Genomic DNA, 16,877 nt, shown 5'->3' on the forward strand with positions numbered 1-16,877 from the left:
GGTGTTCAGGCGTTCCGGATGCGCGGGTCGAGCGCGGCATGCAGAACATCCGCGAGGAAGCCGGACAGCAGGACCATCACGGCGGCGAACACATTGACGGCGACGACGGAGTTGACGTCGTTCTTGCCGACGGACGAGACGAACCATTCGCCCATCCCGTGCCAGCCGAAGATCGTCTCGGTGAAGGTGGCACCGGTGAACAGGGCCAGGAATCCGTAGCTGAAGTACGTCGACATGGGGATGAGGGCGGTGCGCAGGCCGTGCTTGAACAGGGCGGCGTTGCGGGTGAGTCCCTTGGCCTGGGCGGTGCGCAGATAGTCGGAGCCGAGGACGTCGAGCATGGTGGAGCGCTGGTAGCGGCTGTAGCTCGCGATGGTGCCGAGCGCGATGGAGACGGTCGGCAGCAGCAGGTGCACCGACCGGTCCTTGAGCACGGTCCAGAATCCGGAGTCCACTCCGGGGCTCTTCTCGCCGGTGAACTTGATGACGTCGGTGCCGGTGCGCTGGTTGAACCAGATGGCCCCGATCTTCAGCAGGACGGCCAGCAGGAACACGGGCGTCGACAGGAGGACGAACGAGACCACGGTGGTCAGCCGGTCGGAGAGCCGGTACTGGCGGATGGCCGTCCAGGCGCCCGCCAGCACGCCGACGACGGTCCCGAACACGGTGCCGAGCAGCAGCAGCCGCAGGCTGACCCCGATCCGGCGCCCGAACTCCTCCCCCACCGGGGTGCCGTCGATGGTCTGCCCGAGGTCCCCGTGCGCCACCTGCCCGGCCCAGGTGGTGAAGCGGGTGAGCAGCGGCTGGTGGTCGTTGACCCCGAGCGCGGTGAGGTGGTGGTCGACGGAGACCGGCGAGAGGGGCGGTTGCCGCCCCTCGTAGTACGCCCGCGGATCGAGCGCCAGCGAGGCCAGCAGGTACGAGAGACAGACGGCGGCCAGCAACAGGACCACGTAGTAGCCGAGTCGCTTGGCCAGGAACGCGGCCACTGGTATTGGTCCTTTGCTGGGGCGTTCAGGAGCCGCGCGAGGGGATCACCACCGCGGCGGGCTCCGTCGATGCAGGTTGTCGGGGTGCGGGACCAGCTTGACGGTTGATTGTTGCGGCCATGCAAAGAAAATATGAAAGCACCCCGGCTGCCCTCCCGCCAGGCCCGTGAATGGATCTACCGTCTGCGGAGCCTGTGGCCCCGATCGGGCCGCACACCGAACCGGAGGAATAAAACCCGATGCGCAGAACCACCCTGATCGCCATCGCCGCAGCCGTGTCGGCCACCCTGGCGGTGAGTGGCTGCGATTCCTCCGGCGGAGACGGAAAGGCACCCCGGAAGCAGGCGGCGCCCAAGGCCGACGGACAGAGCATCAACGTCCATCCGGCGAGCGACCTGAAGCAGGGCGGGTCGCTGCGGTTCGGCATCGACCAGTGGATCACGCAGTACAACATCAACCAGGTAGACGGCCAGCAGGGCGACGCCCAGGACATCATCACGGCCGTGCTCCCCGACCTGTTCGACTCCGACGCCAAGGGCGCGATCCACGCCAACCCGAACTTCCTCGTCTCGGCGAAGGTCACCTCGACCAGCCCCCAGGTGGTGGAGTACCAGCTCAACCCGAAGGCCAAGTGGTCCGACGGCAAGCCGCTGAGCTGGCAGGACTTCCAGGCCCAGTGGAAGGCGCTGAACGGCTCCGACGACGCCTTCGAAGCCGTCGACACCTCGGGCTACGAGCAGATCTCCAAGGTCGAGCGGGGCTCCGGCGCTCACGGCGTGAAGATCACCTTCTCCTCGCCGTACGCCGACTGGCAGCGCCTGTTCGACCCGCTGTACCCGGCGCCGTACATCGACACCCCGGAGAAGTTCAACAAGGGCTGGTCGCAGAAGGCCCTGGTGACCGCCAGCTCCTTCAAGGTCGGCAGGTACGACAAGACCGCGCAGACCATCACCCTCGTCCCGGACCCCGAGTGGTGGGGTGACAAGCCGAAACTGGATTCGGTCGTCTACCGCGTCATCGACTCCGCGGCGGAGACCGAGGCGTATCTCAACAAGGAGATCGACCAGGCACCCGCGCTGCTGCCCGAGGACTACAAGCGACTGGTCAAGGCCCCGGACACCGACATCAGGCGAGGAGCTCGCTGGGACGAGGTGCACATCACCCTCAACGGCGGCCGCGGTCCGCTGAAGGACGTGGCGGTGCGGCACGCCGTTCAGGCGGCGATCAACCGGAACGGCGTCAACGAGAGCTTCAGCAAGGACCTCTCCTTCGAACTGAAGCCGCTGAACAACCACTTCTTCATGCCCAACCAGGAGGGGTACCAGGACAACTCCAGCGAGTTCGACAAGTACGACCCCGAGAAGGCGAAGAAGCTCCTGGACGCGGCCGGCTGGAAGGGCCAGGGGGAGGGCAAGCCGCGCACCAAGGGCGGCGAGCAGCTCGCACTCGACTACACGCTGAGCGCGGGGTCCACGTCGTCCGCGACCGACCAGGCCGAGCTGGTGCAGCAGATGCTCGGCGCGGTCGGCATCAAGGTCAGCATCAAGCAGGTCCCGGCGAACGACTACTTCAACAAGTTCGTCAACACCGGCAACTTCGACATCGTCAGCTTCCGCAACGTCGACGCCGTCTACCAGACGATGCTGACCCCCGTCTTCATCAGGCCCAAGGGGAAGAACCTCTTCCAGAACTTCGGTTCGGTCGGCTCCCCGAAGATCGACGAGCTGCTGACGAAGGCCGCCGGAACCACCGACCACGCCGAGGCCGTCAAGCTGTACAACGAGGCCGACGTCGAGATCTGGAAGCTCGGCCACTCCATCGAGCTCTACCAGCGCCCGCAGATCAACGCGGTCCGCAAGGGCCTGGCCAACTTCGGCGCGTCCGGCCTCGGCAGCACGGACTACGCCAAGGTCGGCTGGCTCAAGTAACCTCCGCCCCCGGCGCGCCACGACCGGTTCCGGCAGCCGCGCCCGCGGCCCGCTCCACCACGTCCCGCACCAGCGGCACCCCGTCCCCCGGCGTCCCGGGGGACGGGGGCACCAGGGCGTACGACAGGGCGAGCCGCAGAACGAGTTCGCAGGTCGCCGCCAGCGCCGCCGGGTCACGCGGCGGGCGCCCGCCGTCGTCCAGCGCGGCCACCGCGCGGTCCCTGACCTGGCCGAGCAGCTCGGCGGGCGTCGGCGGCGCGGCATCGGCAGTCCGCCGCGCCGGTACGGGCGAGCCGGGCGGCCGGGCCCGGTGAGCGGAAGCGGCGGGGCCCGGTAACCGGTCCTCCCAGCAGCCGGTGAGCAGCCCCCGGACCAGGTCATCCGTCCGGGTGACGCGGGCCGTCCAGGCGGCGGTGGCGGCCAGTCTGTCGCCGGTACCGCCCGCTGTCCCCAGCGCCTGTTCGACCCCGGCCAGGTAGGCGTCGGCGGCCCGCCGGACCAGGGCGCGGGCCAGCCCGTCCTTGCCGCCGAACTCGTTGTGGAGGGTCTGCCGGGAGACTCCGGCGGCGGCTGCCACATCGACCATCCGCACGGCCGGCCAGGGCCGGGTGGTCAGGGCCGCGCGGGCGGCGTCCAGTAGTGCTTCTCGCGCTGTCGGCATCGTTGCCTCCCACGCCGGGGCCTGCGATTCAGCGTTGAGGCGCTCCCCCGGACTGTCAAGGGTCCAAGCAGCGTCGGGCCCCTGTGGCTCTGTTCACCTGCGGTCGATACTGTGACGGTCATGCCCGACTACCACGATGATCTGCGCCTTGCCCACGTGCTGGCCGACGCCGCCGACGCGACGACGATGGACCGGTTCAAGGCCCTGGACCTCAAGGTCGAGACCAAGCCGGACATGACGCCGGTGACCGAGGCCGACAAGTCCACGGAGGAGCTGATCCGCGGCCACCTCCATCGGGCCCGCCCGCGCGACGCGATCCTGGGCGAGGAGTTCGGAGTCGAGGGGACCGGCCCCCGGCGCTGGGTGATCGACCCGATCGACGGGACCAAGAACTACGTACGCGGTGTGCCGGTCTGGGCGACGCTAATCTCGCTGATGGAGGCCGGTGAGGACGGATTCCAGCCGGTCGTCGGCCTGGTGTCCGCGCCCGCGCTGAACCGGCGCTGGTGGGCGGCGAAGGGCGCGGGGGCGTTCACCGGCCGCAGTCTGACCTCGGCGTCCCGGCTGCGGGTGTCGAACGTGGAGCGGATCGCGGACGCGTCGTTCGCGTACTCCTCCCTGAGCGGCTGGGAGGAGCAGGGCCGGCTCGACGGCTTCATGGATCTGACCCGGGCCTGCTGGCGCACTCGCGGGTACGGGGATTTCTGGCCGTACATGATGGTCGCCGAGGGATCGGTCGACATCTGCGCCGAGCCGGAGCTCTCGCTCTGGGACATGGCGGCGAACGCGATCATCGTGGAGGAGGCGGGCGGCCGTTTCACCAGCCTGGACGGGGTCTCCGGACCGGGCGGCGGCAACGCGGCGGCCTCGAACGGAACGCTCCACCACGAACTGCTGGGCTATCTGAACCAGCGCTACTGAGCGCCCAGCCTCACGAGGACCTGGGCTGCCACGCGTCCCGGGCCCGGCGGTACGGCGCCGGCGGGCGTACCGGTCGCCGGAGGGGCGTGCCGCACCACCGCACGCCCCTCCGATGATCTTCACCACCCCTTGTTGCCACCTCTGATCAGTGCGACTCTGAGAGCTCCCCCGCTTGTGAACTTGTGAACCGACTCACAGAGTCGCTCACGAAGGAGGTGGCTCCCTTCATGCTCGTACGTGACGCCATGAGCACGGTGGTCCTCACCATCGGCCCCGCCCACACCCTCCGGCAGGCCGCCCGGCTGATGTCGGCGCGCCGGATCGGAGCAGCGGTCGTCCACGACCCGGACACCTGCGGTCTCGGCATCATCACCGAACGCGACATCCTCAACGCGGTCGGCTCCGGCCAGAACCCCGACGTCGAGACCGCCGCCGCCCACACCACCACCGACGTGGTCTTCGCCGCGCCCGCCTGGACCCTGGAGGAGGCGGCCGAGGCCATGACGCACGGCGGCTTCCGGCACCTGATCGTGCTGGACGACAACGGCCCGGTCGGCGTCGTCTCCGTGCGCGACATCATCCGCTGCTGGGCACCGGCCGGCCGGCCTCCGGCGGCACTGGTCGGCTGAGCGGGCCGGGACGGACGGCCGGACCCCGCGCGGGAGCAGCAAGGTGGCGGACGGCCGGGCCGCCACCATCGAACGCGCCGGCTCACGGCTGCGCGGGGTGGAGCAGCGGATTCGCCGCCCCACCCCGCGCCCGTCCGCGTCGTCGTCCTCAGCTGCGACGGGCCCGGACCGCCTCGTCCAGCCGCTTGCCGAAGTCGCCGTCGGCGCGGCGGAAGTTGCCGACCGCGCGTTCGGCGATGTCGTCGCGCGAGACCTTCGCGATGAACTGCGCCAGGTTGTCGATCAGCCGGGCCTTCTCGTCCTCCGAGAGGAGCCGGTAGAGGTCGCCGGCCTGCACGAAGTCGTCGTCCTCCGCGTGCACGGCGGCCTCGTGGTTGCCGGTGGCGCCGGTGACCTGGGTGGGCTCCCAGAGCGGGCGGCCGGTCTCGACCGGACCGCCGAAGCTGTTCGGCTCGTAGTTCTTGGCGCCCTTGTGGCGGCCGTCGTACAGGTAGCCGTCGCGCCCGTGCGTCCGCGCCTCGGCGGCGTGCGGGCGGTTCACCGGCAGGTGGTCGGCGTTGATGCCGACCCGGTAGCGGTGCGCGTCGCCGTAAGCGAAGAGACGGCCCTGGAGCATCTTGTCCGGGGACGGGCCGATGCCGGGCACGAAGTGCGCCGGGCTGAAGATCGACTGCTCGGTCTCCGCGAAGATGTTCTCCGGGTTCCGGTTCAGCTCCAGCTTGCCGATCTCGACCGGCGGGTAGTCCCCGTGCGGCCACACCTTGGTGAGGTCGAACGGGTTGAAGCGGTAGGTGGCCGCCTCGGCCGCCGGCATGATCTGGACCTGCACGGTCCAGGACGGGAACTCACCCCGCTCGATGGCCTCGCGCAGATCGCGCTGGTGGCTGTCCGGGTCCACACCGGAGAGGCGGTTCGCGTCGTCGGTGGTGAGGTTCTTGATGCCCTGGTCGGTCTTGAAGTGGTACTTGACCCAGAAGACCTCGCCGGCCTCGTTGTTCCACTGGTAGGTGTGCGAGCCGTACCCGTTCATGTGGCGCAGCGTGGCCGGGATGCCCCGGTCGCCGAAGAGCCAGGTCACCTGGTGGGTGGACTCGGGTGACAGCCCCCAGAAGTCCCAGACGTTGTCCGCCTCCTGCGAGCCGGTGTACGGGTCGCGCTTCTGGGTGTGGATGAAGTCGGGGAACTTGATGGCGTCCTTGATGAAGAACACCGGGGTGTTGTTGCCGACGAGGTCGTAGTTGCCGTCCTCGGTGTAGAACTTCAGCGCGAAGCCGCGGGGGTCACGCACCGCGTCGGCGGAGCCGAGGTTGCCCGCGACGGTGGAGAAGCGCAGGAAGGTCTCGGTCTGCTTGCCGACCTGGGAGAGGAACTTCGCGCGCGTCCACTGCGAGACGTCACGCGTCAGCGTGAAGGTGCCGTACGCGCCGGCGCCCCGGGCGTGCACGACGCGCTCCGGGATGCGCTCGCGGTTGAAGTGGGCGAGCTTCTCCATCAGCGACTGGTCCTGCACCAGCACCGGACCGCCGACGCCGGCGGTCTCGCTGTTCTGGTTGTCGGCGACCGGTACTCCGGCCTCTGTGGTGAGCGGTCCCTGCGTCACGTGCGCCTCCTGCGTCATTCCTGCACATTCGTCATGTCGTCATGCCGTGCACAGCCTGTCCCCTGGCCTGCCTCAAACATGATCCTACATTGGACTTAATCCAAGTCAAGGAGACATCCAGAGTCACACCAGTTCGGAACAGGACCCCTCCACTGCTAGGCTTGGCCTCATGAGTGACCTGCTGGAACGACTTCGTGGACGCGGCTGGCGCATGACCGCACAGCGGCGCGTCGTGGCCGAGGTGCTCGACGGGGAGCATGTACACCTGACGGCCGACGAGGTGCACGCCCGCGCCGTCGCCAGGCTGCCCGAGATCTCCAGGGCCACCGTCTACAACACACTGGGCGAGATGGTGACGCTCGGCGAGGTCATCGAGGTCTCCACCGACCGCCGCGCCAAGCGGTACGACCCCAACGCGCACCGCCCCCACCACCACCTGGTCTGTGCCACCTGCGGCGCCATCCGCGACGTGCACCCGGCGGGCGACCCGCTGGCGGACCTGCCGGCCGGTGAGCGCTTCGGCTTCACGATCTCCGACGTCGAGATGACATACCGCGGCATCTGCCCGGACTGCGCCGCGGCCGCCTGACGCCGCCCGCCCCCGGCGCCACCCTCTCGACCCCGCAGCCTCAGCCCCGCCCTCCCCGGCTCCGCACCGTCAGCCCCGCACCGGAGACCCGGCGCGGGGCTTTTCGGCTTGCGCCCGCGGCACTGACCCCCGCGTACCCCCTTCCCGAATCTGACGGGTCGTCATATCGTCATCGGCGATCACCGCCGCCCCGCGGCGGCTCCGCACCTCGAACACGTACGAGGAGAGACCCGTGGGAGACCCGCACCCGAACCCACCCCCCGCGTCACCGCCGCCGCCCTCCACCGACGCCCCCAAACTCCGCGCCCGCGCCCTGGCCCGCTCCTTCGGACGGGGGACCAAGGCCCTCGCCGCCCTCGGACCGGTCGATCTCGACATCGCGACGGCCGAGTTCGCCTGCATCGTCGGCCCCTCCGGCTGCGGCAAGTCCACCCTGCTCAGGATCGCGGCCGGACTGCTGCGCCCCAGCGCCGGCGAGCTGTCCATCCGTACGACGGCGGCCCGGCCCGCCGCGATGATCTTCCAGGACTACGGGATCTACGACTGGAAGACCGTCCTGGCCAACGTCCGCTTCGGCCTCGACATCCAGCGCGTCCCCCGCAAGGAGGCCGACGCCAGGGCGCACGACTGGCTGTCCCGGATCGGGCTCGCCGAATTCGCCGGCGCCTACCCGGCCGCGCTCTCGGGCGGGATGCGCCAGCGGGTGGCGATCGCCCGCGCACTCGCCGTCGAGCCCGAGATCCTGCTGATGGACGAGCCCTTCGCCGCGCTCGACGCCCAGCTGCGCACGATCCTCCAGGACGAACTGCTGGAGCTCACCCAGACCACCCGCACCACCACCCTCTTCATCACCCACAGCCTGGAGGAGGCGATCGTGCTCGGGGACCGGGTGCTCGTGATGTCCGCCCGCCCCGGCCGGATCATCGCGGAGCACCGCCCGCCGTTCGAGCGGCCGCGCACCGGCGACATCCGCTCGACACCGGAGTTCACCGCGCTGAAGAGCGAGTTGTGGGATCTGCTGCGCGGCGAGGTCCGCGGAGAGGCGGCCCTGGTATGAGCACCGCCGTGAAGTCCGCGCACGACGAGGAGCAGGTGCTGGTCCGCAGGCCTGGGCCGCAGGAACTGCACCCCGTACGCACCCACCGCAGGCGCCGCACCCTGGAGATCGCGCTCGCCGTCGCCGTCCCGCTGCTCCTGGTGCTGCTGTGGCAGCTGGCCGCCGCTCAGTCCTGGATCGACGACCGGGTCTATCCCGCGCCCTCCACGATCTTCGCGGACGGCTGGGACCGGGCCGCCGACGGCGATCTGTGGCCGGATGTGTGGGCCACGCTCAAGCGGGTTCTCGGCGGCTATGCGATCGGCACGGTCGCGGGCTACGCGCTCGGCCTGCTGATGGGCTCGCTCGCCCTGGTGCGGGCCGCGCTGGAGCCGTTGCTCGACGCCCTGTACGTCGTACCCAAACTGGCCCTGCTGCCGGTCTTCCTGAATATGTTCGGCCTCGGCGAAGGGCCGCAGATCGCGCTGGTCGCCGCCACCGTCTTCTTCTTCGTCTGGATCTCGACCATGGCCGCCGTGCTCGCCGTCCCGGTCGGCCACCGGGACGCGGGGCAGGTGTTCGGCGCCTCGCCCTGGCAGATGTTCCGGCACGTACTCCTGCCGGCGTCGCTGCCCGCGGTGCTGGTCGGCGCGCGGATCGCGGCCGGGGTGGCGGTGCTGGTCATCGTCGCGTCGGAGCAGATCGCGGCGGCGGACGGCCTGGGCCACCTCATCTTCGACTCCCGGGCGCTGTTCCAGAACGACGTGATGTTCGTCGGCATCGTCTGTGTGGCGGTGCTCGGCGTCGTCTTCTCCGAAGTGGTCCGGATCGCCGGCCGGCTGCTCACGCCCTGGGCCCCGCGCGACCGGGGCCGCAGCCAGTCGTGAACCGCAAACCTCGCTCCTCGTACGGAGGCACTGTGCGCACACGTACCCCCTTCACCCGCACCGTCGCGCTCGTGGCGGCATCCCTGCTCGGCGCGGCGGGCTGCGCCGGGGACGACTCCTCCGGCGACGACTCCGCCGGCACCGCCGCGCCCCGCATCGTCAAGCCCGTCGCGGGCTGCGGCGCCGGGAGCTGGACCGACCCCTCCGACCTGGCACCCGGCCGCAAGCCCGCCCGTTGCGAGAAGGGCGCGCCCGCTCCCCGGCCGCTGGCGAAGAAGCGGAAGATCGTGCTGGCCACCGGCACCCTGAGCGCGGAGTACGTCGCACCGCTCCAGGTCGCGGTGGCCAGGGGCGAGTTCGCGAAGGAGGGCCTGGACGTCCAGCTGAAGGTGCTCCCCACCCCGGACGCCCTGCCCCTGCTCGCCAAGGGGGACGTCGACGCCCAGTGGGCGGCGCCGGAGGTCGCGGTGATGAACGGCATCAACGGCGGCTTCGACATCAAGTGGGTCGCGGGCAACTTCTCCCCCGACCCGACGTCCAAGAGCGGACTGTGGGTGCGCCTCAAGGACGGCGAGAGCGCCGATCACGTCGACATGGCCGGCCGGAAGCTCGGCACGATGATCGGCAAGGGCTCGGTGATCGCCTACCCGATGGACACCTCGCTGAAGAAGCACGGCGGCGGGCTCGACAAGATCAGCTTCCAGCAGCTCGGCTCAGCGGACGTACTGACCGCCCTGCAGAACGGCGGCGTGGACTCCGCCTGGCTGCTCGACCCGATCTGGCGCAAGGTCGACGGCGACAAGAAGTTCGCCTTCCTCGGCGGCCAGCCGGTCGGTGAGCCGCTCGGCGGTCTCCTGTTCGGCCCGACGCTGCTGAACAAGGACCCGGACGCGGGCGTCGCCTTCCTCCGGGCCTACATCCGTACGGTGAACACCTACTTCGCCGGCGACTACAAGTCCGACCCCGCCTTTGTCAGCGAAGTGGCCGAGCTGATGAAGACCGACGAGGCCACCCTGCGCTCGACGCCCTCGATGCGGATGGACTGGGAGATCCGCAAGGGCACCACGGACCGGGTGCAGAAGGCGTACGCCGACTCGGGCGTCGGGACGGGCTCGCCGGTACCGGAGGAGAAGGCCGTGGACCGTGCGATGTACAGCGAGGCCGTGGGCCACAAGCCCTGAGCCGGGCCGCCGCGTGGGGGCATGCACAGAGGGCCGGACCCTCGAAAGGATCCGGCCCTCTGTCTTAGTAGCGGGGACAGGATTTGAACCTGCGACCTCTGGGTTATGAGCCCAGCGAGCTACCGAGCTGCTCCACCCCGCGCCGTTGTGGTCCCCACACTACGACACCCCTCCGGACCAGCGCAAATCAATGGGGAGAAGGCCCACCGGGCCCGCCCCACGACGGCGGGCCCCAGCAGAATCAAGCAACGGCACCGAGCCCGTGGGGACGGCGGACGCCGGCAGAGTCACGCCCGTCCGGCGATTGAGGACAAAGCGGGGGCCGAAAGGCACCGCGACCCGGCACCCCCCATCGGCACCCGCACCCGCCTACGCGGTCAGCTCCTGATGCAGCGCCTCGCGCAGCCGCGCGGCCCGCTCCGAGACCTCCGCCGGTCCCAGCTCGACCGCCCGCGCACACCACCGCTGCCCCTCCGTGAGCTCACCGCGGCGCGCGGCCAGCAGGGCCAGACGCAGCGCGGCCCGCCCGTGCCCTTCATTCGCGGCGCGGGTCCACCACAGCGCCGCCTCGCGCTCACTGCCCTCGCGGGCGAGCAGCAGACCGAGGTTGAAGGCCCCGTTGCGGCTGCCCGACTCCGCCGCCTCCCGGTACCACCGGCTCGCGCTCTCCACATCGCCCCGGGACGCGGCGAGCATCCCGACGCGCACCTGGGCCCGGCGATGGCCCTGCTCGGCGGCGCGCTCGTACCATTCCTCGCACTCGGACTTCGCGGGCATCGGCTCCCCCAGGGCGGGCGGCCCCGGCGGCGGCAGCCGCGAGTCCAGCACCCCGGCCAGCCGGAAGGCCGCCTCCGCGCTGCCGCCACCCGCGGCGCAGCGCAGGTGGCGCTCCGCCTCCTGCTCCTCACCGTGGTGCAGCAACGCCATGCCGACCTGGAGCGCCGCCTCGGTGTGGCCGGCCGCCGCCGCGCGCTCGTACCAGAGCAGCGCGGCCCGGTCCTCGTCGCGCCCGGCGTGCAGGATGCCCAGGTTGAACGCGGCGTCGACACTGCCGGCCTCCGCCGCCTTGGAGAACCACGGCTCCGCGCCGGTCGCGTCGCCCGCCTGGAGCAGGAGCACGGCCAGCGCGTTGGCGGCCTCCCGGTGACCGGCGTACGCGGCGCGCCGGTACCACTGCTCGGCCTGCGCGGTACGGTCCTGGGCGGCGCAGAGCAGCCCCAGGTTGTACGCGCCGTTGACGTCTCCGGCGTCCATGGCCGCGCGGTACCAGCGCTCGGCGGTCTGCTGCTCGCCGCGGGCCGCGTGCAGCGCGCCGAGCGCGTTGGCGGCGTTGCCGTCGCCCTCCTGTGCGGCACGCAGCCACCACACGGCCGCGCTCTCCCGGTCTCCGGCGTCACGGAGCAGGAAGCCGAGCGCGCACGCGGCCCGCGCCTCGCCCGCCTTGGCCGCGATGAGGTACCAGCGGCCGGCCTCCTTCAGCTCGCCGCGCTGCTCCAGGATGGCGCCGAGGTGCAGGGCGGCACGGCGGTGGCCTCGCGCGGCGGCCTGCCGGTACCACTGCTCGGCCTCACCGACCCGGCCCGCCTCGGGTCCGGCCACCGGGCTGTCGTCCTTGCGCACGGCGGCCCGGCCCCCGGTGGTCTCCACCCCGGAGTCCGTTCCGGTGCGGGGGCCGAGGCCGGGGCGGCCGAACGCGTCGTCCGCCGCCTTGCGCTCCACCATGCGGGCCAGCCGGTACGCGGCTTCGCGGTGCCCCTGCTCCGCGGCGGCACGCAGCCAGCGCTCGGCGCCGACGTCGCTGCGGTGCTCCAGCAGATCCGCGAGGGCGTACGCGCCCAGCGCGTGGCCCTGCTCGGCGGACTGGCGCAGCCAGTACTCCGCGCCGGGCTCGTCGCCGCGTTCGCGGTAGTGGCGCCCGAGGGCGTGCGCGGCCGCGGCGGAGCCGGCGACGGCCGCGATCCGCCACCAGTCGGCCGCCTCGTCCGGGTATCCACGCTGGTGCAGCAGAACGCCCAGGTTGTTGGCCGCCGCACGGTCGCCGTCGGCGGTGGCGGCACGCAGGTAGGCCTCGGCGCCCGCCAGATCGCCCCGGCGCAGCAGCAACGCGCCGAGGACGCTCATCGACGCGGTGTCTCCGGCGTCGGCGGCGCGACGGTGACGCGCCTCGCTCTCGGCGTTGTCCGCACTCTCTGCGGTCTCCGCGCTCTCGGCGTTCTCCACGCCGTCCGCGGACTCTGCGGTCTCTGCACTTTCGACGGTCGCGGCACACTCCGCAGTCTCGGCGGTCTTGATGTAGTCGTTGTACCGTGTGGCGGCGGCAAATGCCACATCCAGCACGTTTTCCGCCGGATGGGCGTGACGCTGACCAAACCGCCCTGTCTCCAACAGAGTTGCCCTGTCCCCCATAAATACCATCGTCGCACCACCTGTAACCCGCGTACACCTGGTATATCGCGGCCAGAGAGGTCACTTCAGCGTTTTGTCGACTTGCCCACAGAGAGACAAGTCAAACGCGCCCCTCCTCAACTGGTGCCCCGTAAAACGCACTTCACGCCGCCTGCACGGAAAAGTCACGACGACACGGCGAAGGCCCGGATCCTCGAAAGGATCCGGGCCTTCGTCTTTCAGTAGCGGGGACAGGATTTGAACCTGCGACCTCTGGGTTATGAGCCCAGCGAGCTACCGAGCTGCTCCACCCCGCGCCGTTGTGTTGAAACCGTACCACGGCGCGAAGGTGAGGCTTTACCGAGTCACTCAGCCACCACTATCGGCTTTGTCACTCTTGTCTTCCTTGTCTGAATTACTCGCCTTATCAGACTTATCGGCCTTATCAGCCCCGTCGGCCTTGTCCGCGTCGCCGGGGCTACCGGACTTGGGCTGCGCGGCCGCTGCCCGCTGCAGGGCGTCCTGCAGATCCGTCTGGGCCTTGCCGTAGGCGGTCCAGTCCTGCTTCTTCAGGGCTGCCTCGCCTTCCGTGTAGGCCTTCTGGGCGTCCGCGATCGCCTTCTTCAGCGCGGCGTCGCCGGTGGCCGGCGGCTCCGTGGTGTCACCCGGTGGCCGCGTGTTCTCGGCCGGTGGCTGGCCCGTATCGGAGTCGTCCACCCCGAAGACCGCGTTGAGCGCCTCCCCGAGACTGTTCTCGAAGACGATCTTCGACCCGTACGAGGCGGCTACCTTGCGCAGCAGCGGATAGTTCTGCGTGCCACCGCGCGTGTACACCGGCTCGATGTAGAGGAAGCCCCCTTCGAGCGGCACCGTCAGCAGGTTGCCGTACTCGATGTCGGAGTCGGTGCCCTTGAGGTTTCTCACGAACTCGGCGACGTCGTCGTTGCCGTTGAGCTCACTCTGTACCTGGCCCGGCCCCTTCACCGTGGTGGTGACTCTGAGCAGCCTTATCGTGCCGTAGTCCTTGCTCGACGCATCGGCGTCCACCGCCATGAACGCCCCCAGGTCGGGCCGTCCCTTGGGAGTGAACGTCGTCGTCAGCGAGAACTTCTGAGCCTTCTGGTCCGGCATCTTTATGCTCAGGTAGTACGGCGGAACGGCACCGGACTCCTTGTTGGTCGGGTCGTCCGGGACCTGCCACGCGTCACTGCCGCTGTAGAACTGGGCGGGGTTCTCCACGTGGTAGCGGGTCAGCAGCTCGCGCTGCACCTTGAACAGGTCCTGCGGATAGCGCAGGTGGTCCATCAGGTCCTGCGGGATGTCCGCCCGGGCCTTCACGGTCCCCGGGAACGCCTTGCGCCAGGTCTTGAGGATCGGGTCCTCGGTGTCCCACTCGTAGAGCTTGACCGTGCCGTCGTACGCGTCGACGGTGGCCTTCACCGAGTTGCGGATGTAGTTGACCTGGTTCTGCTGGGCGACGACGGCACGCTGGTTGGTGGTCAGCGAGTCGGCTGTGGTGTCACCCAGCGTCGTACGCGAGGCGTACGGGTAGCCGTTGGTCGTGGTGTACGCGTCGACGACCCACTGGATGCGGCCGTTGACCACGGCCGGGTAGGCGTCGCCGTCGATGGTCAGCCAGGGAGCGACCGCCTCGACCCGCTCCTTGGGGGTGCGGTTGTACAGGATCCGCGAGCCGTCGCCGATGGCTCCCGAGTACAGGATCTGCGGTTCGCTGAACGCTACCGCGTAGGCGGCGCGGTTGAACGCGTTGGAGAGACTGACCCCGCTCTTGCCCTTGTAGCTGGTGGTCTTCTCGCCGTCCTCCTCGTAGTCGAGCTCCTTCTGGGGCCCGCCGACGATGGAGTACTGCTCGGTCTTCTCGCCGTAGTAGATCTCCTGCTGGTACGAGCCCAGCTCACCGGTGGTCGGCAGGCCCGACTCGGTGAAGTCGGGAGACCCCTTCGGGTTCTTGCCGGTCGTGGTGCCCCGGGCGGCGATCGCACCGTAGCCGTGGGTGTAGGTGAAGTGGTCGTTGATCCAGTTGCGCTTGGGGATGCCCTCCAGGTTGAGCTCGCGCAGACCGATGACCGTGTCCTGCTCCTTGCCGGACTCGTCCTTGTAGCGGTCGACGTCCAGCGTCTTGGGGAACTGGTAGTAGTTCCTCTTCTGCTGGAGCTGCTGGAAGGCCGGGGAGACGACGTTGGGGTCCATCACCCGGTAGCTGGCCGCCGCGTCCGCGCTGGCGCGGAGCTTCGTCTCGTCGTCCGTGGTGCTCTTGCCCGCGTAGTCGTCGACCTGTGCGTCGTCGATGTCGTAGGCGTCCCGCGTGGCCTCGATGTTCTTCCGGATGAACGGGGCTTCCTTGGCCTGCTCGTTCGGCTGCACCTGGAACTTCTGCACGATCGCCGGGTAGAGCCCGCCGATCAGGATCGCGGAGAGGACCATCAGCCCGAATCCGATCACCGGCAGCTGCCAGGTGCGGCGCCAGAGCGTCGCGAAGAACAGCACGGCGCAGATCGCGGCGATGCAGAACAGGATCGTCTTCGCCGGGAGATAGGCGTTGGCGTCGACGTACCGCAGACCCGTCCAGTTGTCCGTGGCCTTGAAGTCGCTGGACTTCACGGCCAGCCCGTAGCGGTCGAGCCAGTACGCCACGGCCTTCAGCGCGACGAAGACGCCGAGCAGCACCGAGAGATGACCGGTGGCCGCCCCCGTCGCCCGCGCGCCGGGGCTGGTGATGCGCAGCCCGCCGTACAGGTAGTGCGTCAGCGCGGCGGCGACCAGCGAGAGCACCGTGGCCGCGAAGCCGAAGCCCAGCAGGAAGCGGTACCAGGGCAGGTCGAAGGCGAAGAAGGAGACGTCCAGATGGAACTGGGGGTCCTTCTGCCCGAACGACACGCCGTTCACATACATCAGCCAGGTACGCCACTGGCCGGAGGAGGACGCTCCGGCGATCAGACCGACGAGCGCGGTGATCGCGAGCAGCACCCACTTCTTGTACGGGGCGAGACTCATCCGGTAGCGGTCCAGGCTCTGCTGTTCCAGCGACATCGCGCTCAGCGGCGGCCGGAGCCGGTGCGCGAGCCAGATGTTCACGCCGACGGCCAGGGCCATCAGCAGTCCGAAGACGAGGAACAGTCCGATCTTGGTCCACAGGGTGGTGGTGAAGACGGATGAATACGCGACCGACCTGTACCAGAGCCAGTCCGTCCAGAACCCCGCGAACATGACGAACGCCATGGCGAGAATCGCCAGGACGCCCAGTGTCATGAGCAGGGTTCGGGCGCGCCGGGACGGGCGGCCGACTCTGATCCGTGGCCCTGTCGGGCCTCCGCCGCGGTCCGGCATCTGGAAAGCCAACGTGCGCACCTCAAAGTTCGCGGTCGTGTTGAAGGGGGCCCCGCGATCGTAGAGCCCACCTATGCAACTTACTGAGGCTTTACCTAGTTCCCGTTCCCGGGGCGGAAGGAGGCAGGATGTTAGCCATGTCCAACGTTTCCCCCTCAGGCCCTCCGATGGCCGCGAGCCCGCTCACCGTAGCGGTGCTCGAAATCGACGAATACATCTCCGGTCTCGGCTGGGATCAGCCCGCCCGGCTCTTCGCCCTCGTCGACACCGCCCGGCTGCGGGTCCAGGAGCCGGGCCTCGCCGCCCAGCTGGGCCTCGACGACGACGGCTCGAAGGCCGCCGCACTCACCCCTATCGAGCAGGAGGAGCTTCCCGCGGGTACCGCTCTGGACGAGTTCCTCGCCACGATCGCCTGGCCGGACGCGGTGGTCGGGTGCGCGATGACGGTGGAGCGGCTGATGCTGCCGCCGTCGGCCGAGGCCTCCGTCCCCGAAGGGCTCGACGACACCCAGCTGACCGAGTGGGTCGCCGAGCACCCCGACCGGCAGGAGGTGCGGATGACCGTGGCCGTCCTGCGGGACGGTGCCCGGGAGTCGGCCGTGCGGCTGCGGGAGAAGGACTCCCCGAACGACGTGCTGACCGGCGCGGGTCTGGTGCCGGGGCTGGCCGAGGCGCTGGCCGCGACCTTCGAGTCCTGACCCTCGCGGATCCGCCGGTACCGGT

General features: G+C 69.8%; 13 protein-coding genes and 2 tRNA genes. 8 read left to right on the top strand and 7 right to left on the bottom strand.

The features are described from left to right. Positions 1 to 5: 5 nt before the first annotated feature. The gene (locus ACIP89_RS13755; protein WP_401927682.1) at positions 6 to 989 is read right to left on the bottom strand and encodes an ABC transporter permease; all 984 of its coding nucleotides are present in this window, start codon (positions 987 to 989) and stop codon (positions 6 to 8) included. 239 nt (positions 990 to 1,228) lie between these two features. On the opposite strand from ACIP89_RS13755, the gene ACIP89_RS13760 reads away from it, so the two are divergent. Beyond that, positions 1,229 to 2,917: an ABC transporter family substrate-binding protein gene (locus ACIP89_RS13760; RefSeq protein ID WP_402114984.1), complete on the top strand. Its 1,689-nt coding sequence runs from the start codon at positions 1,229 to 1,231 to the stop codon at positions 2,915 to 2,917. On the opposite strand, the gene ACIP89_RS13765 is transcribed toward ACIP89_RS13760, so the two are convergent. Beyond that, positions 2,910 to 3,578 carry a TetR/AcrR family transcriptional regulator gene (locus tag ACIP89_RS13765; protein WP_401920693.1) on the bottom strand — a complete coding sequence of 223 codons (669 nt, stop codon included), beginning with the start codon at positions 3,576 to 3,578 and terminating at the stop codon, positions 2,910 to 2,912. The genes ACIP89_RS13760 and ACIP89_RS13765 overlap by 8 nt on opposite strands. A 120-nt stretch (positions 3,579 to 3,698) precedes the next feature. On the opposite strand from ACIP89_RS13765, the gene hisN reads away from it, so the two are divergent. Then, entirely contained in the window at positions 3,699 to 4,499 is an 801-nt protein-coding gene (gene hisN / locus ACIP89_RS13770; protein WP_371776238.1) for a histidinol-phosphatase, read from the top strand. Between the two features lie 227 nt (positions 4,500 to 4,726). Continuing rightward, the gene (locus ACIP89_RS13775; protein WP_401920695.1) at positions 4,727 to 5,128 is read left to right on the top strand and encodes a cyclic nucleotide-binding/CBS domain-containing protein; all 402 of its coding nucleotides are present in this window, start codon (positions 4,727 to 4,729) and stop codon (positions 5,126 to 5,128) included. Positions 5,129 to 5,276: 148 nt separating this feature from the next. Here the strand turns inward: ACIP89_RS13775 and ACIP89_RS13780 are convergent, their stop codons facing one another. Then, positions 5,277 to 6,746 carry a catalase gene (locus tag ACIP89_RS13780; RefSeq protein WP_402114986.1) on the bottom strand — a complete coding sequence of 490 codons (1,470 nt, stop codon included), beginning with the start codon at positions 6,744 to 6,746 and terminating at the stop codon, positions 5,277 to 5,279. 151 nt (positions 6,747 to 6,897) lie between these two features. On the opposite strand from ACIP89_RS13780, the gene ACIP89_RS13785 reads away from it, so the two are divergent. From ACIP89_RS13785 to ACIP89_RS13800, 4 genes are all read left to right on the top strand, one after another. Next, on the top strand, positions 6,898 to 7,317 hold the full coding sequence (locus tag ACIP89_RS13785) for a Fur family transcriptional regulator (protein ID WP_401920698.1): 420 nt from the start codon (positions 6,898 to 6,900) through the stop codon (positions 7,315 to 7,317). 232 nt (positions 7,318 to 7,549) lie between these two features. Further along, positions 7,550 to 8,374, top strand: a complete 825-nt coding sequence (locus tag ACIP89_RS13790) for an ABC transporter ATP-binding protein (protein ID WP_402114988.1) — start codon at positions 7,550 to 7,552, stop codon at positions 8,372 to 8,374. After that, positions 8,371 to 9,240 carry an ABC transporter permease gene (locus ACIP89_RS13795; RefSeq protein ID WP_401920702.1) on the top strand — a complete coding sequence of 290 codons (870 nt, stop codon included), beginning with the start codon at positions 8,371 to 8,373 and terminating at the stop codon, positions 9,238 to 9,240. The genes ACIP89_RS13790 and ACIP89_RS13795 overlap by 4 nt, the downstream gene beginning before the upstream one ends. 32 nt (positions 9,241 to 9,272) lie before the next feature. Further along, on the top strand, positions 9,273 to 10,421 hold the full coding sequence (locus ACIP89_RS13800) for an ABC transporter substrate-binding protein (protein WP_402114989.1): 1,149 nt from the start codon (positions 9,273 to 9,275) through the stop codon (positions 10,419 to 10,421). Positions 10,422 to 10,489: 68 nt separating this feature from the next. Here ACIP89_RS13800 and ACIP89_RS13805 read toward each other — a convergent pair. The 4 genes from ACIP89_RS13805 to ACIP89_RS13820 form a co-directional block, all read right to left on the bottom strand. Next, positions 10,490 to 10,563 (bottom strand) — tRNA-Met (locus tag ACIP89_RS13805). 227 nt (positions 10,564 to 10,790) lie between these two features. Next, positions 10,791 to 12,836 (bottom strand): tetratricopeptide repeat protein, encoded by a 2,046-nt coding sequence (locus ACIP89_RS13810; RefSeq protein WP_402114991.1) that lies wholly within the window; start codon positions 12,834 to 12,836, stop codon positions 10,791 to 10,793. A gap of 213 nt (positions 12,837 to 13,049) precedes the next feature. Then, a tRNA-Met gene (locus tag ACIP89_RS13815) sits at positions 13,050 to 13,123 on the bottom strand. Positions 13,124 to 13,175: 52 nt separating this feature from the next. Beyond that, the gene (locus ACIP89_RS13820) at positions 13,176 to 16,154 is read right to left on the bottom strand and encodes a UPF0182 family protein (RefSeq protein ID WP_401921065.1); all 2,979 of its coding nucleotides are present in this window, start codon (positions 16,152 to 16,154) and stop codon (positions 13,176 to 13,178) included. A 128-nt stretch (positions 16,155 to 16,282) separates the two neighbouring features. Here ACIP89_RS13820 and ACIP89_RS13825 point away from each other — a divergent pair, with 128 nt between their 5' ends. Further along, a complete protein-coding gene (locus ACIP89_RS13825; RefSeq protein WP_401920706.1) occupies positions 16,283 to 16,852 on the top strand; it encodes a PPA1309 family protein in 570 nt (189 codons plus the stop codon). Positions 16,853 to 16,877: the final 25 nt, after the last annotated feature.

Source organism: Streptomyces sp. NPDC088730 (assembly GCF_044751215.1).
GTDB lineage: Bacteria > Actinomycetota > Actinomycetes > Streptomycetales > Streptomycetaceae > Streptomyces.

What these genes read in the sequence shown, in the direction of transcription:
- ACIP89_RS13760 (WP_402114984.1), top strand. Translation starts at nt 1,229, where the DNA reads ATGCGCAGAACCACCCTGATCGCCATCGCCGCAGCCGTGTCGGCCACC.
- ACIP89_RS13765 (WP_401920693.1), bottom strand. Translation starts at nt 3,578, where the DNA reads ATGCCGACAGCGCGAGAAGCACTACTGGACGCCGCCCGCGCGGCCCTG.
- hisN (WP_371776238.1), top strand. Translation starts at nt 3,699, where the DNA reads ATGCCCGACTACCACGATGATCTGCGCCTTGCCCACGTGCTGGCCGAC.
- ACIP89_RS13775 (WP_401920695.1), top strand. Translation starts at nt 4,727, where the DNA reads ATGCTCGTACGTGACGCCATGAGCACGGTGGTCCTCACCATCGGCCCC.
- ACIP89_RS13780 (WP_402114986.1), bottom strand. Translation starts at nt 6,746, where the DNA reads ATGACGCAGGAGGCGCACGTGACGCAGGGACCGCTCACCACAGAGGCC.
- ACIP89_RS13785 (WP_401920698.1), top strand. Translation starts at nt 6,898, where the DNA reads ATGAGTGACCTGCTGGAACGACTTCGTGGACGCGGCTGGCGCATGACC.
- ACIP89_RS13795 (WP_401920702.1), top strand. Translation starts at nt 8,371, where the DNA reads ATGAGCACCGCCGTGAAGTCCGCGCACGACGAGGAGCAGGTGCTGGTC.
- ACIP89_RS13810 (WP_402114991.1), bottom strand. Translation starts at nt 12,836, where the DNA reads ATGGTATTTATGGGGGACAGGGCAACTCTGTTGGAGACAGGGCGGTTT.
- ACIP89_RS13820 (WP_401921065.1), bottom strand. Translation starts at nt 16,154, where the DNA reads ATGCCGGACCGCGGCGGAGGCCCGACAGGGCCACGGATCAGAGTCGGC.
- ACIP89_RS13825 (WP_401920706.1), top strand. Translation starts at nt 16,283, where the DNA reads ATGTTAGCCATGTCCAACGTTTCCCCCTCAGGCCCTCCGATGGCCGCG.